Source organism: Parabacteroides goldsteinii (genome assembly GCF_020091425.1).
In the GTDB taxonomy this organism is placed as follows: Bacteria; Bacteroidota; Bacteroidia; order Bacteroidales; family Tannerellaceae; genus Parabacteroides; species Parabacteroides goldsteinii.
The window spans coordinates 3,465,104-3,484,898 of record NZ_CP081906.1; the positions used below are offsets into that span (position 1 = coordinate 3,465,104).

13 protein-coding genes are annotated in these 19,795 nt (G+C 48.3%); all 13 read right to left on the reverse strand.

Going from position 1 to position 19,795, the window contains the following annotated elements; translation table 11 throughout:
* Positions 1-182 precede the first annotated feature (182 nt).
* Positions 183-956, reverse strand: coding sequence for a DNA-binding domain-containing protein (locus K6V26_RS15485; RefSeq protein ID WP_007659121.1), 774 nt, complete (start codon positions 954-956; stop codon positions 183-185).
* Positions 957-1,005: 49 nt separating this feature from the next.
* Positions 1,006-3,918 carry a fimbrial protein gene (locus K6V26_RS15490; RefSeq protein WP_224263219.1) on the reverse strand — a complete coding sequence of 971 codons (2,913 nt, stop codon included), beginning with the start codon at positions 3,916-3,918 and terminating at the stop codon, positions 1,006-1,008.
* Positions 3,905-4,228 carry an HU family DNA-binding protein gene (locus K6V26_RS15495; RefSeq protein WP_007659123.1) on the reverse strand — a complete coding sequence of 108 codons (324 nt, stop codon included), beginning with the start codon at positions 4,226-4,228 and terminating at the stop codon, positions 3,905-3,907. The genes K6V26_RS15490 and K6V26_RS15495 overlap by 14 nt, the downstream gene beginning before the upstream one ends.
* Positions 4,228-6,111: a hypothetical protein gene (locus K6V26_RS15500; protein WP_224263220.1), complete on the reverse strand. Its 1,884-nt coding sequence runs from the start codon at positions 6,109-6,111 to the stop codon at positions 4,228-4,230. Before K6V26_RS15500 ends, K6V26_RS15495 begins: the two co-directional genes overlap by 1 nt.
* A 25-nt stretch (positions 6,112-6,136) precedes the next feature.
* A complete protein-coding gene (locus K6V26_RS15505; protein ID WP_224263221.1) occupies positions 6,137-8,935 on the reverse strand; it encodes a hypothetical protein in 2,799 nt (932 codons plus the stop codon).
* 159 nt (positions 8,936-9,094) lie between these two features.
* On the reverse strand, positions 9,095-9,943 hold the full coding sequence (locus K6V26_RS15510; RefSeq protein WP_010802370.1) for a KilA-N domain-containing protein: 849 nt from the start codon (positions 9,941-9,943) through the stop codon (positions 9,095-9,097).
* A 167-nt stretch (positions 9,944-10,110) separates the two neighbouring features.
* Positions 10,111-11,025 carry a FimB/Mfa2 family fimbrial subunit gene (locus K6V26_RS15515; protein ID WP_224263222.1) on the reverse strand — a complete coding sequence of 305 codons (915 nt, stop codon included), beginning with the start codon at positions 11,023-11,025 and terminating at the stop codon, positions 10,111-10,113.
* Positions 11,026-11,062: 37 nt separating this feature from the next.
* Entirely contained in the window at positions 11,063-12,673 is a 1,611-nt protein-coding gene (locus K6V26_RS15520) for a DUF3868 domain-containing protein (RefSeq protein ID WP_224263223.1), read from the reverse strand.
* Positions 12,674-12,686: 13 nt separating this feature from the next.
* On the reverse strand, positions 12,687-13,193 hold the full coding sequence (locus K6V26_RS15525; RefSeq protein ID WP_262905141.1) for a DUF3575 domain-containing protein: 507 nt from the start codon (positions 13,191-13,193) through the stop codon (positions 12,687-12,689).
* Between the two features lie 583 nt (positions 13,194-13,776).
* Positions 13,777-14,946: a site-specific integrase gene (locus K6V26_RS15530; RefSeq protein WP_224263225.1), complete on the reverse strand. Its 1,170-nt coding sequence runs from the start codon at positions 14,944-14,946 to the stop codon at positions 13,777-13,779.
* Positions 14,947-15,078: 132 nt separating this feature from the next.
* Positions 15,079-16,380 (reverse strand): sensor histidine kinase, encoded by a 1,302-nt coding sequence (locus K6V26_RS15535; protein WP_046145119.1) that lies wholly within the window; start codon positions 16,378-16,380, stop codon positions 15,079-15,081.
* Between the two features lie 11 nt (positions 16,381-16,391).
* Positions 16,392-17,771 carry a sigma-54-dependent transcriptional regulator gene (locus tag K6V26_RS15540; protein ID WP_046145120.1) on the reverse strand — a complete coding sequence of 460 codons (1,380 nt, stop codon included), beginning with the start codon at positions 17,769-17,771 and terminating at the stop codon, positions 16,392-16,394.
* Between the two features lie 43 nt (positions 17,772-17,814).
* Positions 17,815-19,299, reverse strand: coding sequence for a TolC family protein (locus K6V26_RS15545; RefSeq protein WP_224263226.1), 1,485 nt, complete (start codon positions 19,297-19,299; stop codon positions 17,815-17,817).
* Between the last annotated feature and the right edge of the window lie 496 nt (positions 19,300-19,795).

The window sequence follows — 19,795 nt, forward strand, 5'->3', positions numbered from 1 at the left end:
TTATTTTTTCTCATACAAATATAAGATATTATATCACGTAATAGATTAATTAGAGATGTAAAATTACCGTCTCCCTTAAACGCCGTGCGGCGTCTCGATGAGACGTAACGTTGCGTTTAGGGGAGACGATGGGGTGCGTCGCGGAGAGACGTAAGGCGGCGCCTCGATGCGACGCGGGGAGGTTATTCGATTTCGGGGCGGTCACCATCGCCACTTCCACCCGTGCCTACGGTGAGAGGGCGTTCGTACTCGATGGTACGGGGCTCTTTCAACAGGGTGGTTGTGTTGGAGAACTGGGTGACGATACGTAAGGTGTACTGACCGTCTGCCAAGTCTGATGGGACACGGGCCAGGAGGCATTTCGGATCGTTCGTTGTCAGGCGGCGAGTGACGGGATGCTCCGTACCGTCGCTGGCGATGAAGAAGACACCGACACCTGCGGCTTCACCGGATACACGGATCTTTTCGCCTTCAATACGGATATCGTCGCCGGGAGTGATGGTATCATTGGAGAGGCCGGTGACCGTATCGATAACCAGGCCAATATTAGCACCGCTATCCTTCACCGTCAGAACTTCCACTCCGACATGGCTCAAGGCTTCACGCATTTCAGAAGAGAGCGTGATATCGAGCGTCACCTTATGTTTCTCAGGATCAAATTTGGCACTCGAGCCGATCCATGGACCTAGCACACGCGGGGTGTACTGGCAGGTTTTCGTTAATACACTGTAACCGTCCATAACCGCTTCACGGATGATGCGGTCATGCTGGTTGATGATCGATAACAAGGTATCGTACTTATATTCCGAACCTTCATTTACTATCCGCTGCGCGATATCTTCGTTACGCAGGGAGTTTTTCATGGTGGATACTTCGGCTGTGTAGTCGTTATCCACATCTTTTGTCAGGAGGTTCAGGCGGAGCCAGACCTTCCAGAATTTAGTGTAATTTGCCATGATTAATAATTTTATATTACTAAGTTTCTTCTATTTTCGAAGAAATTTTCTATTTTCTTTTTACACAACGGAGATTACAGATATTTTTTTCTCCTAAAGTCCATGTTGAGAACCATCCATTAAAAAATCTAAGTCCCCAACCTATTGGATCATTATTCGAAGCCCAATAATAAACATCTCCAGGATTATTTCCATAAGCCTTCTTTACTTGAGGATACGAGTTCAAATTATAGGCAAGAGTGTTACCTTCAGAAATACCCATAATTGTCAGATTTTCTCCATGAGAAGGAATCCACCAACCCGAAGGACAAGCTGTTCCGTTTGTAACTCTATTACGCATATCATAATATGAAATCGAATTTGCAGAATTAACAGGAGCTACCCAATAACTATTTACAGGATTTGCAGGATACTTACTTCCCGGATAAACAATACCTGCTTGATATTGCGAAATACCAAAACTTTTAGAACTTTGTGAAGGATAATTATTAGAAACAGTTATCGTAAACCTAGATTTAAAGCTTGCAAAATAATTGTCTGCATATACTCTTTGAACCCTAATCACACTTTGTATGGCTCCAGAAGACAATATTGTTTTGGAATATTCTATTGCTTTAGCCCAGGAAGAGCCACCAACGGTAATTCCTTTTGGCGAAACGACTGTAAATTCACAATAAGAATCTGCACATGGGAAATAAGTGATTTCAGGCGTTGCATTGCTTATATTATTAATGGACGAATAATCGGAGTTATCTGTATAGTTGCTAAAGACTAATTCCTTTTTTATAGAATAGACCGTATATACTTTAGTTATTGAATTATCAGCTTTACTACGGAATGTCAGTTTCTGACTTACTCCTGTAGAAGCACCAGCACCTACAGAAAAAACATATGTGTTCGTATTTTTATCCGTAATTGTTTTATCCACTGTTAACCAATCAACAGTTGCATCCAACTCAACACCTCCGACGGCATTTACATTCAACGTTATTTTATCATTCGGGTTATTATATAAGCGCAAAATATCTTTACTTGCATCGAACTCCGCATTTCCAGCAATAGCAGAAGTGGCTGTTATATCCGATTTCAACTTCAATTTAAAAATCGTCTTTTTCGTTTCATCCCCTTTGTTTATTATATGTATTGTTTTTCCATCAAGAGGATATGGATCAGGGAAATCTGCAGCAGATGAGTTTAAAGTCAAAGTATAATTGCTTTGCGACAAGTCTTGTTCTGTTGCCGGAGATATGGTTAGCCAATTACCGGGAGTATCACCGTCCGGGAATTCCAGTTTACTTCCGCCGGAAGAAAAAACGCTAAACTCTACAGCAGGAGAAGTCACTGATGAGGATTGATAAAGCACTATTTCTCCGGCATCAACATCAATCGTACTACCACTGGATATAGTCTTTTCCTTGACCACCGGATCGGCTATCGGCTGCACTATGACAACCGTTTCTTTGGCTGAAATCTTATCGGTAAAACGGATGAAGGCTACAGGGAATTTTGTACCTATATATTCATTTTTCTTGCTTACAGTATATATTGTTGGCGCAGCTTCCGTTTTCGTTGGCATATAGTCAGCCTCCGGATTGATGGTTAGCCATTGATGATCGACATCTCCATTTTCATAGTATAACGTAGTAAAGTAACCGGACGTTGAGTTTCCTTCTATCGTAAACTGAACATCATTGGTAATTGCCATTGTTACCGTACGGGTATCTGTATCATACGTCCCATTTGCATCTGTGATATTTACAACCATACCATTCTCATCCGCTTCCCCACCCGGCTCATAATCATCTATATTACCTTCGTCCGTCCAGTCTTCCACGTTGATCGTGAAGTCAAGATGATATTCGTCGGCTTTAGTAATATTGACCGTGTAGCGGTGATTCTGGGATACTTCTATATAGTTGCCATCTCCTTCGGGTTTGAAAGGCACTTTATAAGTGACCGGGACATTTTCGGTCTGGTTAGTGGCATAAGTCCCCGATAAGATCAGGTAACCACCATCTCCCATTGGACTGGGCCAGGTATAGAAAGCGCCAAGGCAGTTACCTGCATTTGCTTTCTCTCCATCGAACGGGCGGGCGGGATAGGTGATCAGATCGCCGGCAGCGGCTGTCGGCAAAGTACCCGTAACTTTTAAAGGAAAGAAACTTACTCCCCGACGGCCATTCGCCATACTGACCGATTGGATCGTAAACTTAGAGGTGGCAGCATCATTCACGATATCGAAACGCGCCACCGAACGGGTCAGGCGGAAACCCAGTTGCAAACGTGCCGAGACTGAGAAATCGGTCAGGTCGAGCGGCGTAGCATAGGCCCCGGTCATGGGCAGCGGGGTTTTTAGTATGTCGGTTGCCGATGCGGGGTCGAGTTGGATACTTTTGAAGAGCAGGAAATCGGACTCGGTCGGAGTTCCTTCCGTGACGGTGTTACCCGGTTGTCCCGGATTCGATTGCACGAGCGGAATAAAGCCATTAAACACGGTATCAGTGGCCGGATCGATCAGCTTGCTTTGGTTGGCGATGCAGTAGAGTTTGACAAACAAGCCTTTCTTCAGGGATAAAAGGGCATTCGTCTGTTTGCCGTCGCTACCGACTGCCGTCAGATCGAGAGGCGTCACATCATTGCCCGACGGCATCTCCGCACCGCTTTCGCGATAGCTGAAACGTTCCTGATAGGTGTAGGTTCCATTCTCGGTCGTACTGCCGAAGACGTAGATGTCGAGCGACGAGATTTTGTTCTCATCGGCTGTGGCGATCGCATCACCGGCCTTGGTCTTTACGACCGACAATTTGTTTTTAAGCGTCAGCATCACTTCACGGCGGGCCTCGCTTCCGGAGGGGTCCGGAGCAGACGTCCGGTGCTGTTCCTCCGTCTCGCTGGTGCAGGACGCCACAGAGAGAAGCAGGGTAAACAGGCTGATTCCATATAACTTATTAAATAGTCTCATCTTTATTTTCATTTGTTGATTGACAATCATTCTTTTTCTCGTTCAATGCGGCCAGCAGGAATTTGCCGGGCTTGAACTTCACACTGACACGCGCTTCGATGCGGCAGGTCTCACCCGTTCGGGGATTACGTCCTGTCCGCTCGGTCTGGCTCCAGGCAAAAAAAGTACCGAAACCTTGCAGCGTGAGCCGTTCACCGGACTGCAATGCGTCCGTGAGAACGCCCTCCCAGGCGTTCACAATCTCAACGGATTGGGATTGGGTCAGGGAGAGGCGTTCGGATAGGGATACTACTAAATCGCGCTTATTCATCAGATGGATGGGGAGGCTTCTTTTAGTTTCACATTCACTGTTGTTTTCGCACCTGTTGCCGTAGAGGTAAACGTCAGCGTAGTCGTGTACGTCGCATTATCCTTTGCCGTCGGCAACGTTATCGTATAGACACCTTCGGCTTCCGCAGAGCTGGCGGGAGATACCTGAATCCAGTTGTCCGCCGAAACAGTACTGCTTCCGGTCTCGGGCGATTCGCCCGGTATGGCAACGGCAGTCGCTTTCAGCTGGATGGCCTGTCCGTCCTCATTCAGGAGCGTCACCGTCCGGGTGGCCGCATTGTAGGTATTGTTGTTACTTTCTTCTTCCACCAGGCTGATCTCCGGACCTGTCTGGTCTTTCGGTACAACGATTACATCCAATGTCTTGCCGCTGGCTACATTGGTAAGCTGGATGGTTACCGGGCGGAAATTGCTCATGCTGCCGATACCGTCCGCCGTCTTATACGTAAATGTGGTAAGCATGGAGGCTTTCGTCGTGTTCGTCCTCTCACCATCTACGACCAGCCATTCGTCACCACCGGCATAATCCAGTTTTTCGGTGATGCCCTCCACCTTCACATTGTTCGATGCGATGGTAAAGGCCAGTGTTTTCGAGGCTTCGGTAGTCATCATCACCCTGCCGTCCGCGAGCAGTTTCACTTCCGGGCTATTGCCTGCATCGGCCAGGGCCAACGCATCTTTGGAAAAGTCGTTATCCGGCTTGTAATTGTCGACTGTGCCCTCGTCCGCCCAGTCAGCCACATTCAGCGTGAAGTCCAGATGGTATTCGTCGGCATCGGTGATCTTGACCATGTAACGGTGGTTATGCGCTACTTCGATATAGTTACCCGTCTCGTTGCCTGCGGGTTTGAAGGGGACCCTGTAGGTGACCGGGATATTGTCGGTTTTGTTGGCGGCATAAGTACCGCTCAGGATCAGGTAACCGCCGTCGCCCACCGGACTCGGATAGGAATAGAAAACACCTGTTCCTTTGGGACTCGCGGTTGTCTGGTCGGCTACATAGTCGCGGACCGGATAGGTGATCAGGTCACCGTCGGCAGCCGGCTCGGTTCCCAGGACCTTCACCGGGAAATAGGTGGCGCCGGTACGTCCGTTGCCCATACTCACCGATTCGACGGTGAACTTCGATTTCGACGCATCGTTCTCCACATCGAAACGGGCGACCATACGGGTCAGCTTGAAGCCCAGTTGCGTACGGGCGGAGACGGAGAAGTCGGTCAGGTCGAGCGGCGTGGTGTAGGCGCCGGTCATAGGCAGCGGGGTTTTCAGGATATCGGTCGGCTCGTCGGCTTTCAGGACTGCGGTATGGAGCGCCTTGAAGGCTGTCTCGGTAGGCACACCGGGAGTGACAACGTTATCCGGCTGGCCGGGTTTCGTCTGTACCAATGGCTGGAAGCCGGCGAACTCTGCACCGGCAGCGTCGATCAGTTTGGTGCTGTTGGCAATACAGTAGACTTTGACGAAGAGACCTTTCTGCATTTTCAGCAGGGCGGTCGAGTTATCGGCTCCCGTATTCAGGGTGAAGCTGGTGGCGTATTCGCCGTCGACAATCTGGCGGGCGTCTTCACGGTAATAAAACTGTTGCAGGAAGGTGTAGTCGCCTCCCTCCGTCTTGGAACCGAAAACGTAGACGTCGAGACTGTAGATATGGTTTTCCTCCACCGTGGCGATCACATCGCCGGCTTTCGTTCCGACAGGGCTGACTTTCAGCTTGTTTTTAAGGGATAACAGGACTTCACGGGTGTTGTTTGCCGATGCCGTGCCTTCGTCGGGAGGCGTCGGGGGTTCCAGTGTGTTTTCACTGGTGCAGGCGGCCAGCAGGAAGCTGGCGGCGATGCTGGATAGTTTATATTTTATGTTCATGATTCTTTTTTTTGTTATTTACAGTTTATTGTTTCTTCAACGTAATCGTTTTATCACCTCCGCCGGTAATCGCATTCGTTACAGTGATTGTTATATCATTTGTAGCATCTGCATTTACAGCCGTTGCTGCAGAAATCGTAATTTCTGCCGTACCATCTTCCGCTATAACAGAAGGAGGATTCGCAATGCCGGCCCAAGTACTGCTGACATCCGAGACAGCAATAACGGAACCTTTATAACCTTTGATTTTTACTTTGATTGTTCCGTATGAATCTTTAAAGGTTGTCCCATTTACATTAATATCATCACCCACTATCGTTCCTGCACTGGCTGTATCCAACGTTTTCTCAAATGTTATCGCCGGATCCAACCAGGTTATAGTCAGTGTTGCCGTACGGGTTTCATCACTGCTGTTTTTAGCGGTGATAACCGTTGTGGCTCCGGCTGTAAACTGGGTGGCATCCGTTACTTTGACCTCGTAATTATCGTCAGATTCTTTAGTCATACTCAGACCGGTGACACTGGCAAAGGCGGCTGCTTCATCACAGGTCATTTTTACATACACCTTACTGCCGTCAGCTTTATACATGTCGACTGTTGCTGTGCTTGCGTCAGGGAATGAGACCGTTCCGTTGAAGTCGCTGGCTGTTCCTGCTGTGGCGGCTTCCAGTTTGGGTTTGCTGGCGGCCTTGTTCAGCGTGACGGTCAGGTTGGCTGCTCCCGCCAGGGCATTGGTAAAGAGGATGTCGAAGTCATCGAAGTTGGCTGGAGTGCCGCCTTTGGCTGCAACCGTATATTCGGCATAACGGTTACCGTCGGTATCCGCCCAGGCATGGCTTTCGGTGATTGTCAGCCACGGACACTCCAGGCTTCCCGCTGTAAGGCCTTGCGGGGCATTTACCTTGAAGGTGAAGTTTCCGGTGGCCAGAACGTCCAGGTCGACCTTGATCGTATTGTCGGTCACATCAGCGGCATTGTTCGTATCGGTTCCTTCTTCCATGGTCATGCCCGGTTCGGCCAGGGTTACGGTCAATTCGGTTTTAACGTCACCCGCTTCCTTGTTCTTGAACGTGATTTTCTGTTCGTTACCTACCAGTTCTGATACTTTATTGATCTTTACCGTATAAACAGTCGTATAACCATTCGTTTCACCTGCTTCTGCAACAAATCCGGCAGGGACTTCCACCGTTACCCCTTCGATACACATGGCTTCCACTTTGATAAGGCTGTTATTGAGCTTATACATCGTGGCGGTAGATGCTGCGATATCCACTGCGTTTCCGGTACTGTGTCCGTTTACTACCTCTTTCAGGGACGGGGCAGCCAGCGGACCGTAGAAAGTCAGGGTAGTCCACAGGTCGGGATCGTAAGAGGCAGCTTCGTTGATGAAGGTAACGTTTACAGGTTGTTTTCCCGTTGCGTCGGTAGATTTGAATACGAATGTCGTATACCATATGCCGTCCTTCTCTTCGTAAGTCGGGGCATCGAAGGTCAGCCACGCATCGGGTGCCACATCGGCTTTGGTTGCCGGGGCTTTCTCTGCACGGATTTTACCGGTGGCAGCGAGGGTTGTCTTAAAGGATTTTCCATCCACTACCTTAAATTCAGTGGTGGAAGTTGTTCCCCCGGCATAGGTTACTGCGACCGGGATATCCGCGATATTGCCTCCGTCGGCAGCGGTAAATCCGGTGGCGACATCGAATACAGGTGCATCGTTACCCGGTTTGACTATCACACCACCGCCCGAAGTCCAGTCTTCCACTTCGAAGGTGGAGAAGATGTTTGATTCGGTCACGTCCGTGATGTGCAGCTTGTAACGACTGTTGGCGTTGATGGCGATGTAATTGGCAGGCTCTGTAGGGGTGGCGTCTTCAGGGGTTTTGACGATAGGGATGTTATAGGTCACATCTATCGGCTGGCCTGTAGACGGGCTGCTGTAGGTACCCTTAATGATCAAAAAGCTCTTATCCGTGGCCAGGTTCGGATAAACGTAAAGGGCACTTTCAAGGGTTCCCTGGTTGGCGTTCTCTCCTTTGTATTCGACGTCGGCATAGGTCATCACACCCGCAGGAGGCGTTACCTCCGCCAGTGCCGCACCAAACAGGGAGGCGTTCGGACGGCCCTGTCCCAAAGCGATATGCGTGATGGTCAAACGGGAGGTCGCCGTCGTATTGTCGATGTCGAAACGGGCAACGACACGTTTCAGCGTAATGGCGACTTTAGAGACGCTCCCGCTGATCTTCGTTTTCTCCATTCCCGTCATGACCAGGGGAGTTTTGATGATACCGTCCGCTGCCAGACTGGCCGTATAGGCGGCTTTGAAATCGGCCAGGTCGGTTGCCGCAGCGGCATTCTGGGGCGCACCGTTGGCATCGACCGTTACGGCGGTCAGGCCGCCAAAAGCATTGCCGTCACCTTTAAAAAGGTCGTCCTGGTTCGCCACACAGACCAGTGTCAGATACGGAAGGCCTTTCAACTCTCCGGGTTTGATAGAGGCCTTATACGAAGAGCCCGACGATTGAAGGAGGAACTGGTTTCCGGTAGGGGTTGCCTCCGTCTTCGACCAGGTTTCCATGTAATAATACTCGTCATCACCCGCTTCTGCCGACGACGAGGCAAAAAGATAAACCTTCAGGTTCTTTATCTCATTCTCACTGTTGGAAGCGATGGCCTTCGTATATTCCTCGCTCTCACCGCTCCCGCTGAACACCAGCTGGATCTCACCGCCGGCACCGGACGGACTCTCCGTCGTGCCGTCATCGTTTGTACAACCGCTTCCCAGGCCGGACAGGGCCAGAAGCAACATTAAATACGTCTTTTTCATAACTACTCTTTTAAAGTGAATACTATATGTTTAAAAATCTCTTTCAATTCAAAATCATATGGATGCACAAAAAGCAGCATGATACCGGACCCAGTATTATGTAACGATTGTACATCCGTGCATTTTCAAACACGGATGTAATTAATAGGAAAAGAAAGGTTACTTATTCAGCCCTTTGATTGGCTCTATAGATATATCACGAAGCAATAAAGACATTTGTTCTATTGCCATTTTATTTAATCGCAATACTCGTTCATTTTGAGATAGTCCCATCTTGATCAGTTCAGCATTCATACTCTCCAGATTTATAAGAACGATCAATTGATGATATGTAGCGTAATCCCTGATATTACCTGTCAATCCGGGATTTTCATCTCTCCATTGTCTGGCTGTCTTTCCAAAAAGAGACACATTTAATATATCTGCTTCATTGGCATAAACAATACCCTGTAATTTGTTAGCCATAGATTCCGGAATAAGATTTTCCTTTATCGCATCGGTATGTATACGGTAATTAATTTTTACCAGTTCACGATTTAAGTTCCATCCTAAAGAGGAGTTACTATTTTCGTCATTTTTCAGCCGCTGATAATCTTTAATAATATACAACTTAAATTCGGCTGAAATCCAGGATGCAAATTCAAAAGCAATATCAGTATGGGCAAAAGTCCCTCCATAACGACCTGCCTTTGAAATAATACCGATTGCATTTGTTGCTGTAATCCATTTTTGGGGAGAAAGAGTAAAAGCATTTGTTCCTGCTTCCATTTTAAACCCGTCAAATTCGACGGGTTTAAAATCCGGATTATTCAATTTCTCCCAAAGGCCAAGAAACTGGATAACATCTTTTCCTCTCATCCAGTTTTTTATTACATCGTTGGGATCATCACTTTTATAACGGGCAATATCCGTCAAAGAAATGTAATCATTATTTCTTCCTAATGATAAGATTGAAACTTGTCTGCCATCAGCATTGATTTCCGCTTTTACACATTTTTCTTTTTTCATAGACTAAATTGTTTTGATTGATAATGCGCAAATATAAGGAAATATATATTCTTCACAAACCATGAAAGAATATATTTCAAGTCTTACCTAAAAATTCCCATTAATTACACCATGTCAAAGAACGCTTATATCTATCCGCTACGCTCCCGTACCGGATTAATTATCTGTTAGCCGATCGCACCGCCTTCGTCCCAATCCGATTCCGTAACTTCCGTGACGATGATCTTATCGGCATAGACCGTGACCAGGATTTCGAACTCCTGCTCGATATTACGGTCCATATCCATCGGTTTTTTGGCAAAAAAGCGGTACAGGTCCAGATCGCCGACGATACGTTCGTCGTTACGCCACAGGCTCCATAACTGGTGCGTGCCTGAGGTATAGCGGAAAGTGACGAACTCGCCTGTCACTTCGCCGTCGTAATTCATCGAGGCACGTGTCTCGTGATTGGTACGCGAGGTGCCGATGTATGGAACCGCATACGAACCGCCCTCCGGCTGTTCCTCACTCTCCCAGCCTTTCACAAAGCCGTATTCCGAGGCGATCCCCTTCATCCGCATCCGGTAGGTACCGCCTTCCGCCGGCGCATCCGCCATCCATTGCACCGTGACATGCAGCGAGGCATGGGCATGCGAGAGGTAAACACGGCGCCGGAAGCTCCGGCCTTCCTCCACGCGAAACGTCAGGTTGCCGTAATACAGCCGACCGGTGTTCGTCCGGTATCCCGCAGGGGCACCGGATGTGACGGCGCTCAGCTCCATATCGGCCAGCTTCTGTCCGGATTCCGGCTCTATAGCCAGGCCGTCACTGCCGTCGTCCGCCAGGTTGCCCCAGAGGACGACCGTATATTCACCCGCCGCCAGGTTGCCCTGCCAGCCGCGGATACTGTCGCCACGGAGAGGTTCGACGCCCAGCAGTTCACCCTCGCTGTCGAACAGGTACTGCCGGAGGTTATCGACGTAGACCGGCAGCTGGTTCTCGCTACCGCTGCCTGCATACCAATAGTCCAGGCGGGTATTGTAGGGACAAACGCCGGGTTCATCTCCGAAAGTGCAGCTTGATTGCAGTACTGTCAGTATCATAAAAATCAAATGCTTGAAATATGTCCGGGACCGTTTCCTATTCATCGCTTTCCAAATAACTTTCAGCTATCTCCAGATTCTTCCGCGCCTTGCGGGGTTCCACACCCACCGCCTTACGGAACCACACCGCCGCACCGGACAGGTCGCCTTCCATCAGCGTCAGCACGCCCAGGTTGTTCCAGGCACGCGGGTCCGCCTCCACCTTGCGCAGATAATCCCAGCCCGATGTAAGGTCGCCCGTCAGCATGACAGCCGAGGCCGCATTCACATTCGCCACCACATCATCCGGAAAATGAAAGGCGGCTATCTCGTAGACTTCACGGTATTGTTCCGTCCCGGGACGGTAATAGCGTGCCACGGCATATATCTCCTCCAGGCTCAGCAGGTCGGGATGCGTATAGATCAGTTCTGCCGCTTCGTCGCCCTCCACTTTGCGGACATCGTATTGAACGACAACCTCTATACGCCGCAGCTTCGGAAAGTAATGGCGCATCATCTCCCTGTAGGGCGTCCCGCCCTCTAAATCCATCAATTGCTTTTCACGCCCGTTGAAAATGCCGTAACGGCGGATCACCCGGAGCACGGCATCCTGCCACGAAGGTTTTTCCTGCCTCATAAGATCGGACAGTCCTTCCCAGTCCTCTGCCACCGAAGAAACTTCCACCAGGTTGCGGGGAATGCCGTATGCATTCCGCAGGTAATAGGCAAAAAGCCCCGAACGCGCTTTTGCCAGCCGTTCATTGTCGCCGTAAGGACCGTCGGGGGAAGAATAGCCGCAGATACGGATACGCTCCACCGAGGTAAAGCGGTTATCCTGCAAAGGCACCATGATACGGTCGATCTTATCGATCTCTTCACGGTTGTTTTTATAATCAGGATAAATATCGTCCTTGCCGATCGGGTAATCGAAATAGAGCACGGCACTCTCGGTATGGCGTTTGCCGGACCGACCGGTTTCAGGATGCAGATAGGATACCATCGACTCGTAAGCGGTCACATCGACGGACTGTTCCCGCACCCGATGCGGGATCGCAGGGGCAACGGCCCGATCCTTCGTATTTTTTGTCATATTCGCCCGGGAAAGAGGACGCTTCTTCTGCGATCCCGTGTCAGGCACGGGAACGGGAGCCTCACCAATCGGTTGCGGCACATGGTTTAAGCTGAGTTTACGTACCAGCGTATCCACTCCCAGCAGTTGGAGGTCACAGCAATCTTTCACCTCCTGGCAGAGTAATAAAGAAGCCTGCTGCATCCACGAGGTGTAAGGGACGGACATCCGGTAAGTTATTTTCTTTGATCCCGTATGCCGGGTATCGCGGATGCGGAGATATGGGACGGAAGATTCTTTGCCGGCAGACAGGTACCGTTCGCGGCGGTCCTGACGCTCACGGATACGGCCGCTGATAATGACAGGGGGCAAAGAAAGAAGTTGTTTGGACGGTCCAAGCAATTGAGGGGTAAAAATAACGGCTGTGCTTGCGGACACATTCACTGCCTCCAGGTCCATATCGAGCAGCAGTTGCAGGCTGTCGTTACGCACAGAGACCTGCTGCGGCACGACACGGATATGCTGCGCGCCGGCAGGCAACGCAAAAAGCACCAGGCAAACGGCCCATACATATATATTATAGAAGAAGGTATGTTTCATCGGACAAGTTATTTTAGCGCAGAAAATAGATGACTGAAAAACCGATACGTGTCGGGCCGAAATAGCTACGGCTGTAAGAACCGGATGCCTCCGCACATTCGGCACATTTATATTTGGTATATTTCATCGAAACATAACCGCCGCCGATCATCGCCTCCAATCCCCAGCGGTTACCGACCGCCCAGTGATAGCCATAGGTTACGCCGCCGCCGTAAAGGTCACCTCTCAACACATGGTCTTTCAGGCCGGAGATAAACGGAATCATGCCGACATTGAAATGACCGTAATGACCGTGCACCCCGAAAAAATGCCCTTCAAACTTGCGACACGGCCAGAAGCGGACTTCCGGCTGTATCAGGTACAGGTTCAGACGCATATCATCCGGAAACTTCCAGGCGTTATAGGCACCCCAGATATCCATGGTGAATTGACGTCCCATCCCGAACTCCACACCGGTATTCGGAGTGGTGGTCGCCCAGAACAGGAGATTCGTTTTCAGTGCGGTTTGTTGTCCATACATATTTGTCGTTAGCAACAAACAACCGGTATACAGCAGCGATAAGTAAAGAACCCTATACATTATATTAATACTAGATTTGGTAACCGTCAGAGGGATTCTGTCTCTTAGGAAGAGACGGAACAGGGATACACAAAAGGCACAAGAATCAGGGATTTCAAACTGTTTTATGGTGCCATACTGCAAGAGCAGAACACTCAGGGACAACATCCGGAAAACAAAACGGGAAGATGAAAAAAAGGAAAAGTAGAAAAGTGCTTGTTTTTCAAGTTTTATCATTTAGCATCCCTGCCGAAAAAAAGAGATACAACAGGAAAACAAACAGTAAACAACAGATAATCAATAGATAACAAACAGAAAAAGAAGCAAAAAGACAGACATAGAAAGACCGGAGAGAGGCATGAACAACAGGCCTTCTTTCTTAAAAGATGTAACAATATTCAGTAAATACATGAATATTAAGGCTAGTCATATGGAAAAACACCGTACTAAATGGTGCAAGTATAAAAAAGAGTTAGTACATTTGCAAAGTTTTAACACTGACTGTCACCGACGGACCGTCTCTTCCTAAGAGACAGAACACACCTCACAATACGACTTTATAAACAGGCTTTGATTTACAATTCCTCTTATGTATCACGATTTCATTGGCACGATCCACCCGCGAGGTATCCAGGAGCGCCATATAGATACGGGTCGTTTTAACAGACTCATGTCCCATACCCTGTGAGATAAGTTCTTCCGGTATCCCTTTCTGTGCGGCAACGCTGGCCCAGATATGACGGGCAATATAAGTCGAAAGGTCGGCCCCGACCAGCTTTCCCAGTTTCTTCAAACGCTTGTTCTGAACACGAAGCGCACTCTGATAACCGATATAGTCCGGGCGGGAACCCGTAAGGACTGGAAACAGGAAAGGACCGGATACATATTGGTAACGGGCAATCAGTCTCCTCATTTCGGGTAGCAGACGTATCTGCAACTCCTGCCCGGTCTTGCGCCGGATATAGACGATCTTATCCCCCACGATATTCTTCCGCGTCAGCTGAGCCAGATCCACAAAGGCCATTCCACAGGCATAATAAGAGAACAGGAACAGGTCGCGTGCCAGCTGCAACGCAGGCGACAGAAGCTGCAAAGCGACAAGACCCAGGATCACATTTTCCTGAACCGCACGTTTGCGCGTCTTTTCAATACCGGTATGGACATTACTGAAAAGCTGCGGGATGGCTTCGACAAGGTTATCCCTTACCGCCCGGTTACGGATAGCCCGGAGCACGCGAAGATAGAAAGAAACGGTATTGGCACAAACTCCGGAACTGAACAGGTAGGTCTCAAACTCTTTCAAAAGCGGCGCGTCGATCTCGTCCAGCCTGAGTTCGCAGCCACCCCGGAAATGCATAAAGGCATTCAGCGTACTCTGGTAATGCCTGGCCGTTTCATCCTTGCCCTCCCCTTGCAGCACACAGATCTGTTTCTCCACATATTTTGTCAGGTTGGCTACCGCAAAACGTTCCTTACACGCCTCCACTATTTCATCCGGAGTAAAGGAACCCTTTTTCTCCTTCAAATAGATTACGGACCGGACTGTCCGGCAATCGCGGGAAAACTGCTCACGAATGGCATACAATTCTTTTGACCGTTCGGAAGTGCTTTCACCCGGGATATTGATTTCCTCCCTGCCTCCGTCCCACTCTTCTTCGGATAACGTACGGCAAAGCCATCTTCCGGACCTCGCGGCGATAAATAATCTGCACATAGAGCGGCATCCGCTTCCCAGCCTCTATCGACTTACGCCTTTTTACTTTTACTGATACGTTATACATACTGGTTTCATTTTGTTACCTAATATAACAAAATGAAAACAACTATAGCCTACTGTATTTCAGACTTATTCAAACAATATACGGAACCTTGTCAAACCGTCCGTATAAGTACGCAGGGAAAAAGAGCAGTTCTGTTTCTGCAATACTTCGCGTATAAAGATCAGTCCGATCCCCTGCCCGTTCGGTTTGGTGGAGAAAAAAGGACTGAATAATTTCTTTTCAGTTTCTTTGTCTATTCCTTTACCGGTATCTGCTATTTCCAGGCAGACAGGGTTACGTGAAGTACGTATATAAATCTTGCCGTCGCGCTCGATCGACTCGGCGGCGTTCTTTATAATATTGACAAGCACCTGTTCAAAAAGCGAACTATCCAGCCGCACAACAGGAGACACTTCATCCAGCTCCATAATGATTTGAATGTTGCGGTTCTGGCAAACCGTCTCCATAAACCGCTTGCAGGAAGTCACCACCATATTCAATTCATGGTTACGTATTTGCGGTTCCGGGATGCGCACCACATCGGCAAAGTTTGTAATGAAATGACTCATGCTGTAACAGCGTTCGATGGAAACACGCAACACGTCGCATATATCTTCCGTATTTTCCATCTCGCTGAAAGTGGATTCCAACGTATCCAATGTAGATGTAATACCGGCAGTTGTATTATTTACCTCATGGGCAATCATGCGGATCACCTTTTCATAGGCTTTCTTTTCAGCCTTAAAGACTTCCTGCGTCAGTATTTCCACCAGATAGAACGAGTGATGGAATCCCCGGTCGACAAAAGAGGAATGCGTACATTTATATATATTGGCATCGTTCAGGCGAACAGTCTGCGATTCATACAAGGGAATACGCGCCAACTCCACCGCCAACGGGGAATCTATCTCTGTAAAGGATTTTCCGGCGAAATCGACCGACAAAGGTTGTCCGAACATCTTGCGGGCAGCGGGATTCAGCGATATGATCTCGTTATCCAGATTCAGCATAATCACTCCCATAGGAGAAGCATTGATCAGCAAATCCAGGAAATGATTCTGTTCCCGCAGGTGCAAACGTTCGTTTTTCAACTGTTCCATCATCTTATTGAAAATGTCCACGATGCGGTCGGCCTCCTTCTGCCCGACACGGCTCAGGCGGGAACTGAAGTCCTGCTCTTTCAGCAGTTCCATACCATTGCCGATAATATCCAACGGCTTGATGATACGACGGTAAAAAAGGAAAAGGTACAAGATCGTAACCAGGACAACACCTTCCACAATAAAGAACATAAAGGAAGAATAATTATAGAAGACATGGTAAGTGATAACTGCCAGAATAGTCAGCAGCAACCCGGTCAAGATCCAGAACAATCCTTTTATCCTCATTCGAATATCATTTATTTATCGGTAGGTATTCCGTATTTCTCTAACCGGCGGTATAAGGCTGCCCGGCTGATTCCCAATGCGGATGCGACATGCGAGAGATTTCCCTCATGTGTATCCAAAGCCTGAAGGATAGTCCGCCTTTCAATCTCGTCCAGCGTCATACCCTCGAAACTGACGGCTCCGCCTTTTCTCACGGATTGTTTGTTCCCCAGATTCAGGCATTGCCCTTCAAAATCGGACACATCCAACAAGGATTTACCGGATACCAGCATCGTTCTTTCCACAAGGTTCTTCAATTCACGGATATTTCCGGGATACGGAAGACGTTGCAGGAAACTGACGGCATCCGAAGAGAAAGTGACTTTAGGCAAACCGTTGACTTCCGACTGCTTATCGGCAAAATAACGGGCCAACAAAGGAATATCGTCTTTCCGCTCGCGAAGGGCGGGCAGATGGATCGTGATCAAATTGATACGGTAGAACAGGTCTTCACGGAACGTACGTGCGGCAACCATTTCCGGAAGGTTGCAGTTGGTAGCACTCACCACCCGGATATCCACTTTCCGGGGACGGCTGTCGCCCAACACTTCAAATGTCTGGTCCTGCAATACACGCAATAGTTTTACCTGGCAGGATAACTCCAGGTCACCTATCTCATCCAGGAAAATGGTCCCTTTGTTTGCCATTTCGAAACGTCCGGTACGGTCTATATAGGCATCCGTAAACGCACCTTTCTTATGACCGAACATCTCGCTCTCAAAAAGGCTCTGCGACAATCCTCCCAGGTTGACCTTGACGAAAGCCTCTTTCATACGGGGACTATTGGCGTGGATCGCTTCCGCAATCAGTTCCTTGCCTGTCCCGCTTTCACCGGTAATCAGCACCGAAGCATTGGTCGGTGCTATGCGGGAAACGGTTCCCAACACATCCATCAGCGCATCACTCTGTCCGACAATCTTCTCAAAATGGAATTTACTGTCCGCATCGTTCCGGTTCAACGGCGATTTCTGCATCTTCTTCTGCTCATTCAGTTCCAGAGCCGTACGGATCGACTTCAGCAACACCAGGTTGTTCCAGGGCTTGGTCACAAAATCGAAAGCGCCGGCCTGCATACCCTGCACAGCCAGCGAAATGGAGCCCCAGGCGGTCATTAAGATCACTGGGACATCCGGCTGAAATATCTTTACTTGTTTTAATAGCTGTATCCCTTCTTCTCCCGTCGTAGTCAAGGTAAAGTTCATATCCATCAGAATCAGTTGGGGCGCTTCCCGGCGCACAATAACCAACGCTTCTTCAGGCCCCGGAACAGCTTCCGGTTCAAAGCCTGCCCGCTTCAACAAAAAAGTAAGCGAAGAACGGACAGCCGCATCATCATCAATAATTAATATCATATAGGTTTCTTTAATTGGGGTTGTAAAGATACGAATAAGTTACCTACTTTCTGACAATTTCCTCAAAATCGGCATCCAGATTACGGTCGTTCAGAAAATCGTAAAGTGTCACGCTGCGGACATTATAGAAATAACTCCAGAAACCGTATAATTCCTGTATGTGCTTCTGTTTGGCATCATCTTTCGATTGCTGGGCATCATTCAGGTCGAGAATATTGATCTTGCCGATCATAAATGTTTCGATAGATGTCTGGTAGCGTTTCTGGGCGATCTCATCGGCTTCTTCCGCAATTTCCAACTGGGCAGCCTGGTTGTTGAAGTTCTCCACCAGCAAGAAGATATTCTGGTTGAATGTCATCTGGTCCTGACGGTTTTTGGAGAGAACCACTTCGCGGTTGGATTCGGCAACCTTAACCTTTCCCTTCCGTTTTCCCCAGTCCAGCAAAGGGATGCTGAAACCGACTTCCACCACCTGGTTATCTTTCAGCGGATTGTAAGCGCCACTGAAATCACGGTCTTTCCCTGTATATCCCACGGAAGCAAACAGGTTGATATCGCGGCGTTTCCCTTTGGCCGTCGCTACTGCATAATCAGCCTCGAGTTGTTCGCGCAATATGCGTTTGGCAAACGAGTTGTTTTCCAGGGCTTTCTCCAATACTTCTTGATAGACCAGCCGCATGTCGGGGACAGATTCGGGGATGACCGGTTCTATCACATCTTCCTCGCTCAATCCCAGGAAAGAACGTAACTGGAACATTTTGGCGTTCAGGTTCGACTGCGCTTCCGTCAACTTACCTTTCGCCTGTAAAGCGGATAATTTCAATTGCATCAGTTCACTTTCAGAGATATGACCGATCTTGCGTTTCGCGATAGCGATATCATACAGTTTATTTGCGTTATCCAGATTCTGCACAGACGTTGCCAGGTTTTCTTTTGCCAGCAGAAGATTGAAGAAGTAAGCGATCGTCGAGATGGTTACTCCCTCTACGCTTTCAATATAAGCGGCTTTTGCTTCCTGGTAGCGAACAGGTTCGATCCGGCGGTTCCATTTCTGGTCGTTCACGCCGAAGATTGGTTGCGTCAGGGTCAGACCGACCGGGACACTCATATATTCATTGAAGGCACCATGCCCTAACTGGCGGGAGAAATTAAGAGAAGAGTTCAATGAGATCTTACCGCCTGTCAGAGCGATATTCTGGTCGATAGAGATCGCTCCGTCCATCGACAGGTTATTGTCCTGCACAAAAGCATAGGTTCCGTCCGATTGTTGGTAACGTGAATATTGCTTGCTGTAACTGGGGAGCGTTCCTTTAAAATTAACCTCCGGTAACTGGTCGGCGACATGGGTACGGTATTCCCAGTAAGACGTCTTTAATTCGTTCAGGGCCACAGCCGCATCGACAGACTGGTGTTGTGCCAGCGTAATGGCATCTTTCAAAGTCAGACGGACTACATTATCTTGTTCTTCGGCCTGTAAACCAAAGCATGTCAGCAATAAATAAGTAATGGCTATATAGATCTTTTTCATCGTAATATATGTTTTGCCATGCTACAAGCAAAAGGTATGCCAAAAACATATATCATTGATTTTCTGAGTATAACACAAAAGAATAGTGTCCGATAATGAACAGTATGTCCGATAATGGAGTTATGAAGGGAAAATGGACAGAGTTCGTTAAGAACTTTGTTATTAATGGAGACAAAGATAATAAATACAGAGGATAAGCAATCAAACATGCGATAAAATTCATCTTTTCTCTTCTTTTTCTCCTCTTCCACCAAGGATAATGCGATAAAGCCGGGTTCTGTAAAAGTACCACAAGGGAATTGGCAGGGGAGGAAACAAGGAGAAATCTTGCCGGAAATAAGCAGTTTTTAATCAAGTGGCTTGGCTGTTACAGGTTTATTTGCAACAATTAAATCTTTCTGTTTATGGATAACTCCATTATTTCTATAGCGCCCCCCCTAATTTCCTGAGTTCTTAACAAACTCCATTAAATCAGAGAAAATGGCCTACTACAAAT

Bases quoted from the DNA above. Each gene is read 5' to 3' on its own strand.
- K6V26_RS15525 (WP_262905141.1), bottom strand. From the start codon at position 13,193: ATGTATGGACAACAAACCGCACTGAAAACGAATCTCCTGTTCTGGGCG.
- K6V26_RS15500 (WP_224263220.1), bottom strand. From the start codon at position 6,111: ATGAACATAAAATATAAACTATCCAGCATCGCCGCCAGCTTCCTGCTG.
- K6V26_RS15485 (WP_007659121.1), bottom strand. From the start codon at position 956: ATGGCAAATTACACTAAATTCTGGAAGGTCTGGCTCCGCCTGAACCTC.
- K6V26_RS15515 (WP_224263222.1), bottom strand. From the start codon at position 11,025: ATGATACTGACAGTACTGCAATCAAGCTGCACTTTCGGAGATGAACCC.
- K6V26_RS15505 (WP_224263221.1), bottom strand. From the start codon at position 8,935: ATGAAAAAGACGTATTTAATGTTGCTTCTGGCCCTGTCCGGCCTGGGA.
- K6V26_RS15540 (WP_046145120.1), bottom strand. From the start codon at position 17,771: ATGATATTAATTATTGATGATGATGCGGCTGTCCGTTCTTCGCTTACT.
- K6V26_RS15510 (WP_010802370.1), bottom strand. From the start codon at position 9,943: ATGAAAAAAGAAAAATGTGTAAAAGCGGAAATCAATGCTGATGGCAGA.
- K6V26_RS15490 (WP_224263219.1), bottom strand. From the start codon at position 3,918: ATGAGACTATTTAATAAGTTATATGGAATCAGCCTGTTTACCCTGCTT.
- K6V26_RS15520 (WP_224263223.1), bottom strand. From the start codon at position 12,673: ATGAAACATACCTTCTTCTATAATATATATGTATGGGCCGTTTGCCTG.
- K6V26_RS15530 (WP_224263225.1), bottom strand. From the start codon at position 14,946: ATGTGCAGATTATTTATCGCCGCGAGGTCCGGAAGATGGCTTTGCCGT.
- K6V26_RS15495 (WP_007659123.1), bottom strand. From the start codon at position 4,228: ATGAATAAGCGCGATTTAGTAGTATCCCTATCCGAACGCCTCTCCCTG.
- K6V26_RS15535 (WP_046145119.1), bottom strand. From the start codon at position 16,380: ATGAGGATAAAAGGATTGTTCTGGATCTTGACCGGGTTGCTGCTGACT.
- K6V26_RS15545 (WP_224263226.1), bottom strand. From the start codon at position 19,299: ATGAAAAAGATCTATATAGCCATTACTTATTTATTGCTGACATGCTTT.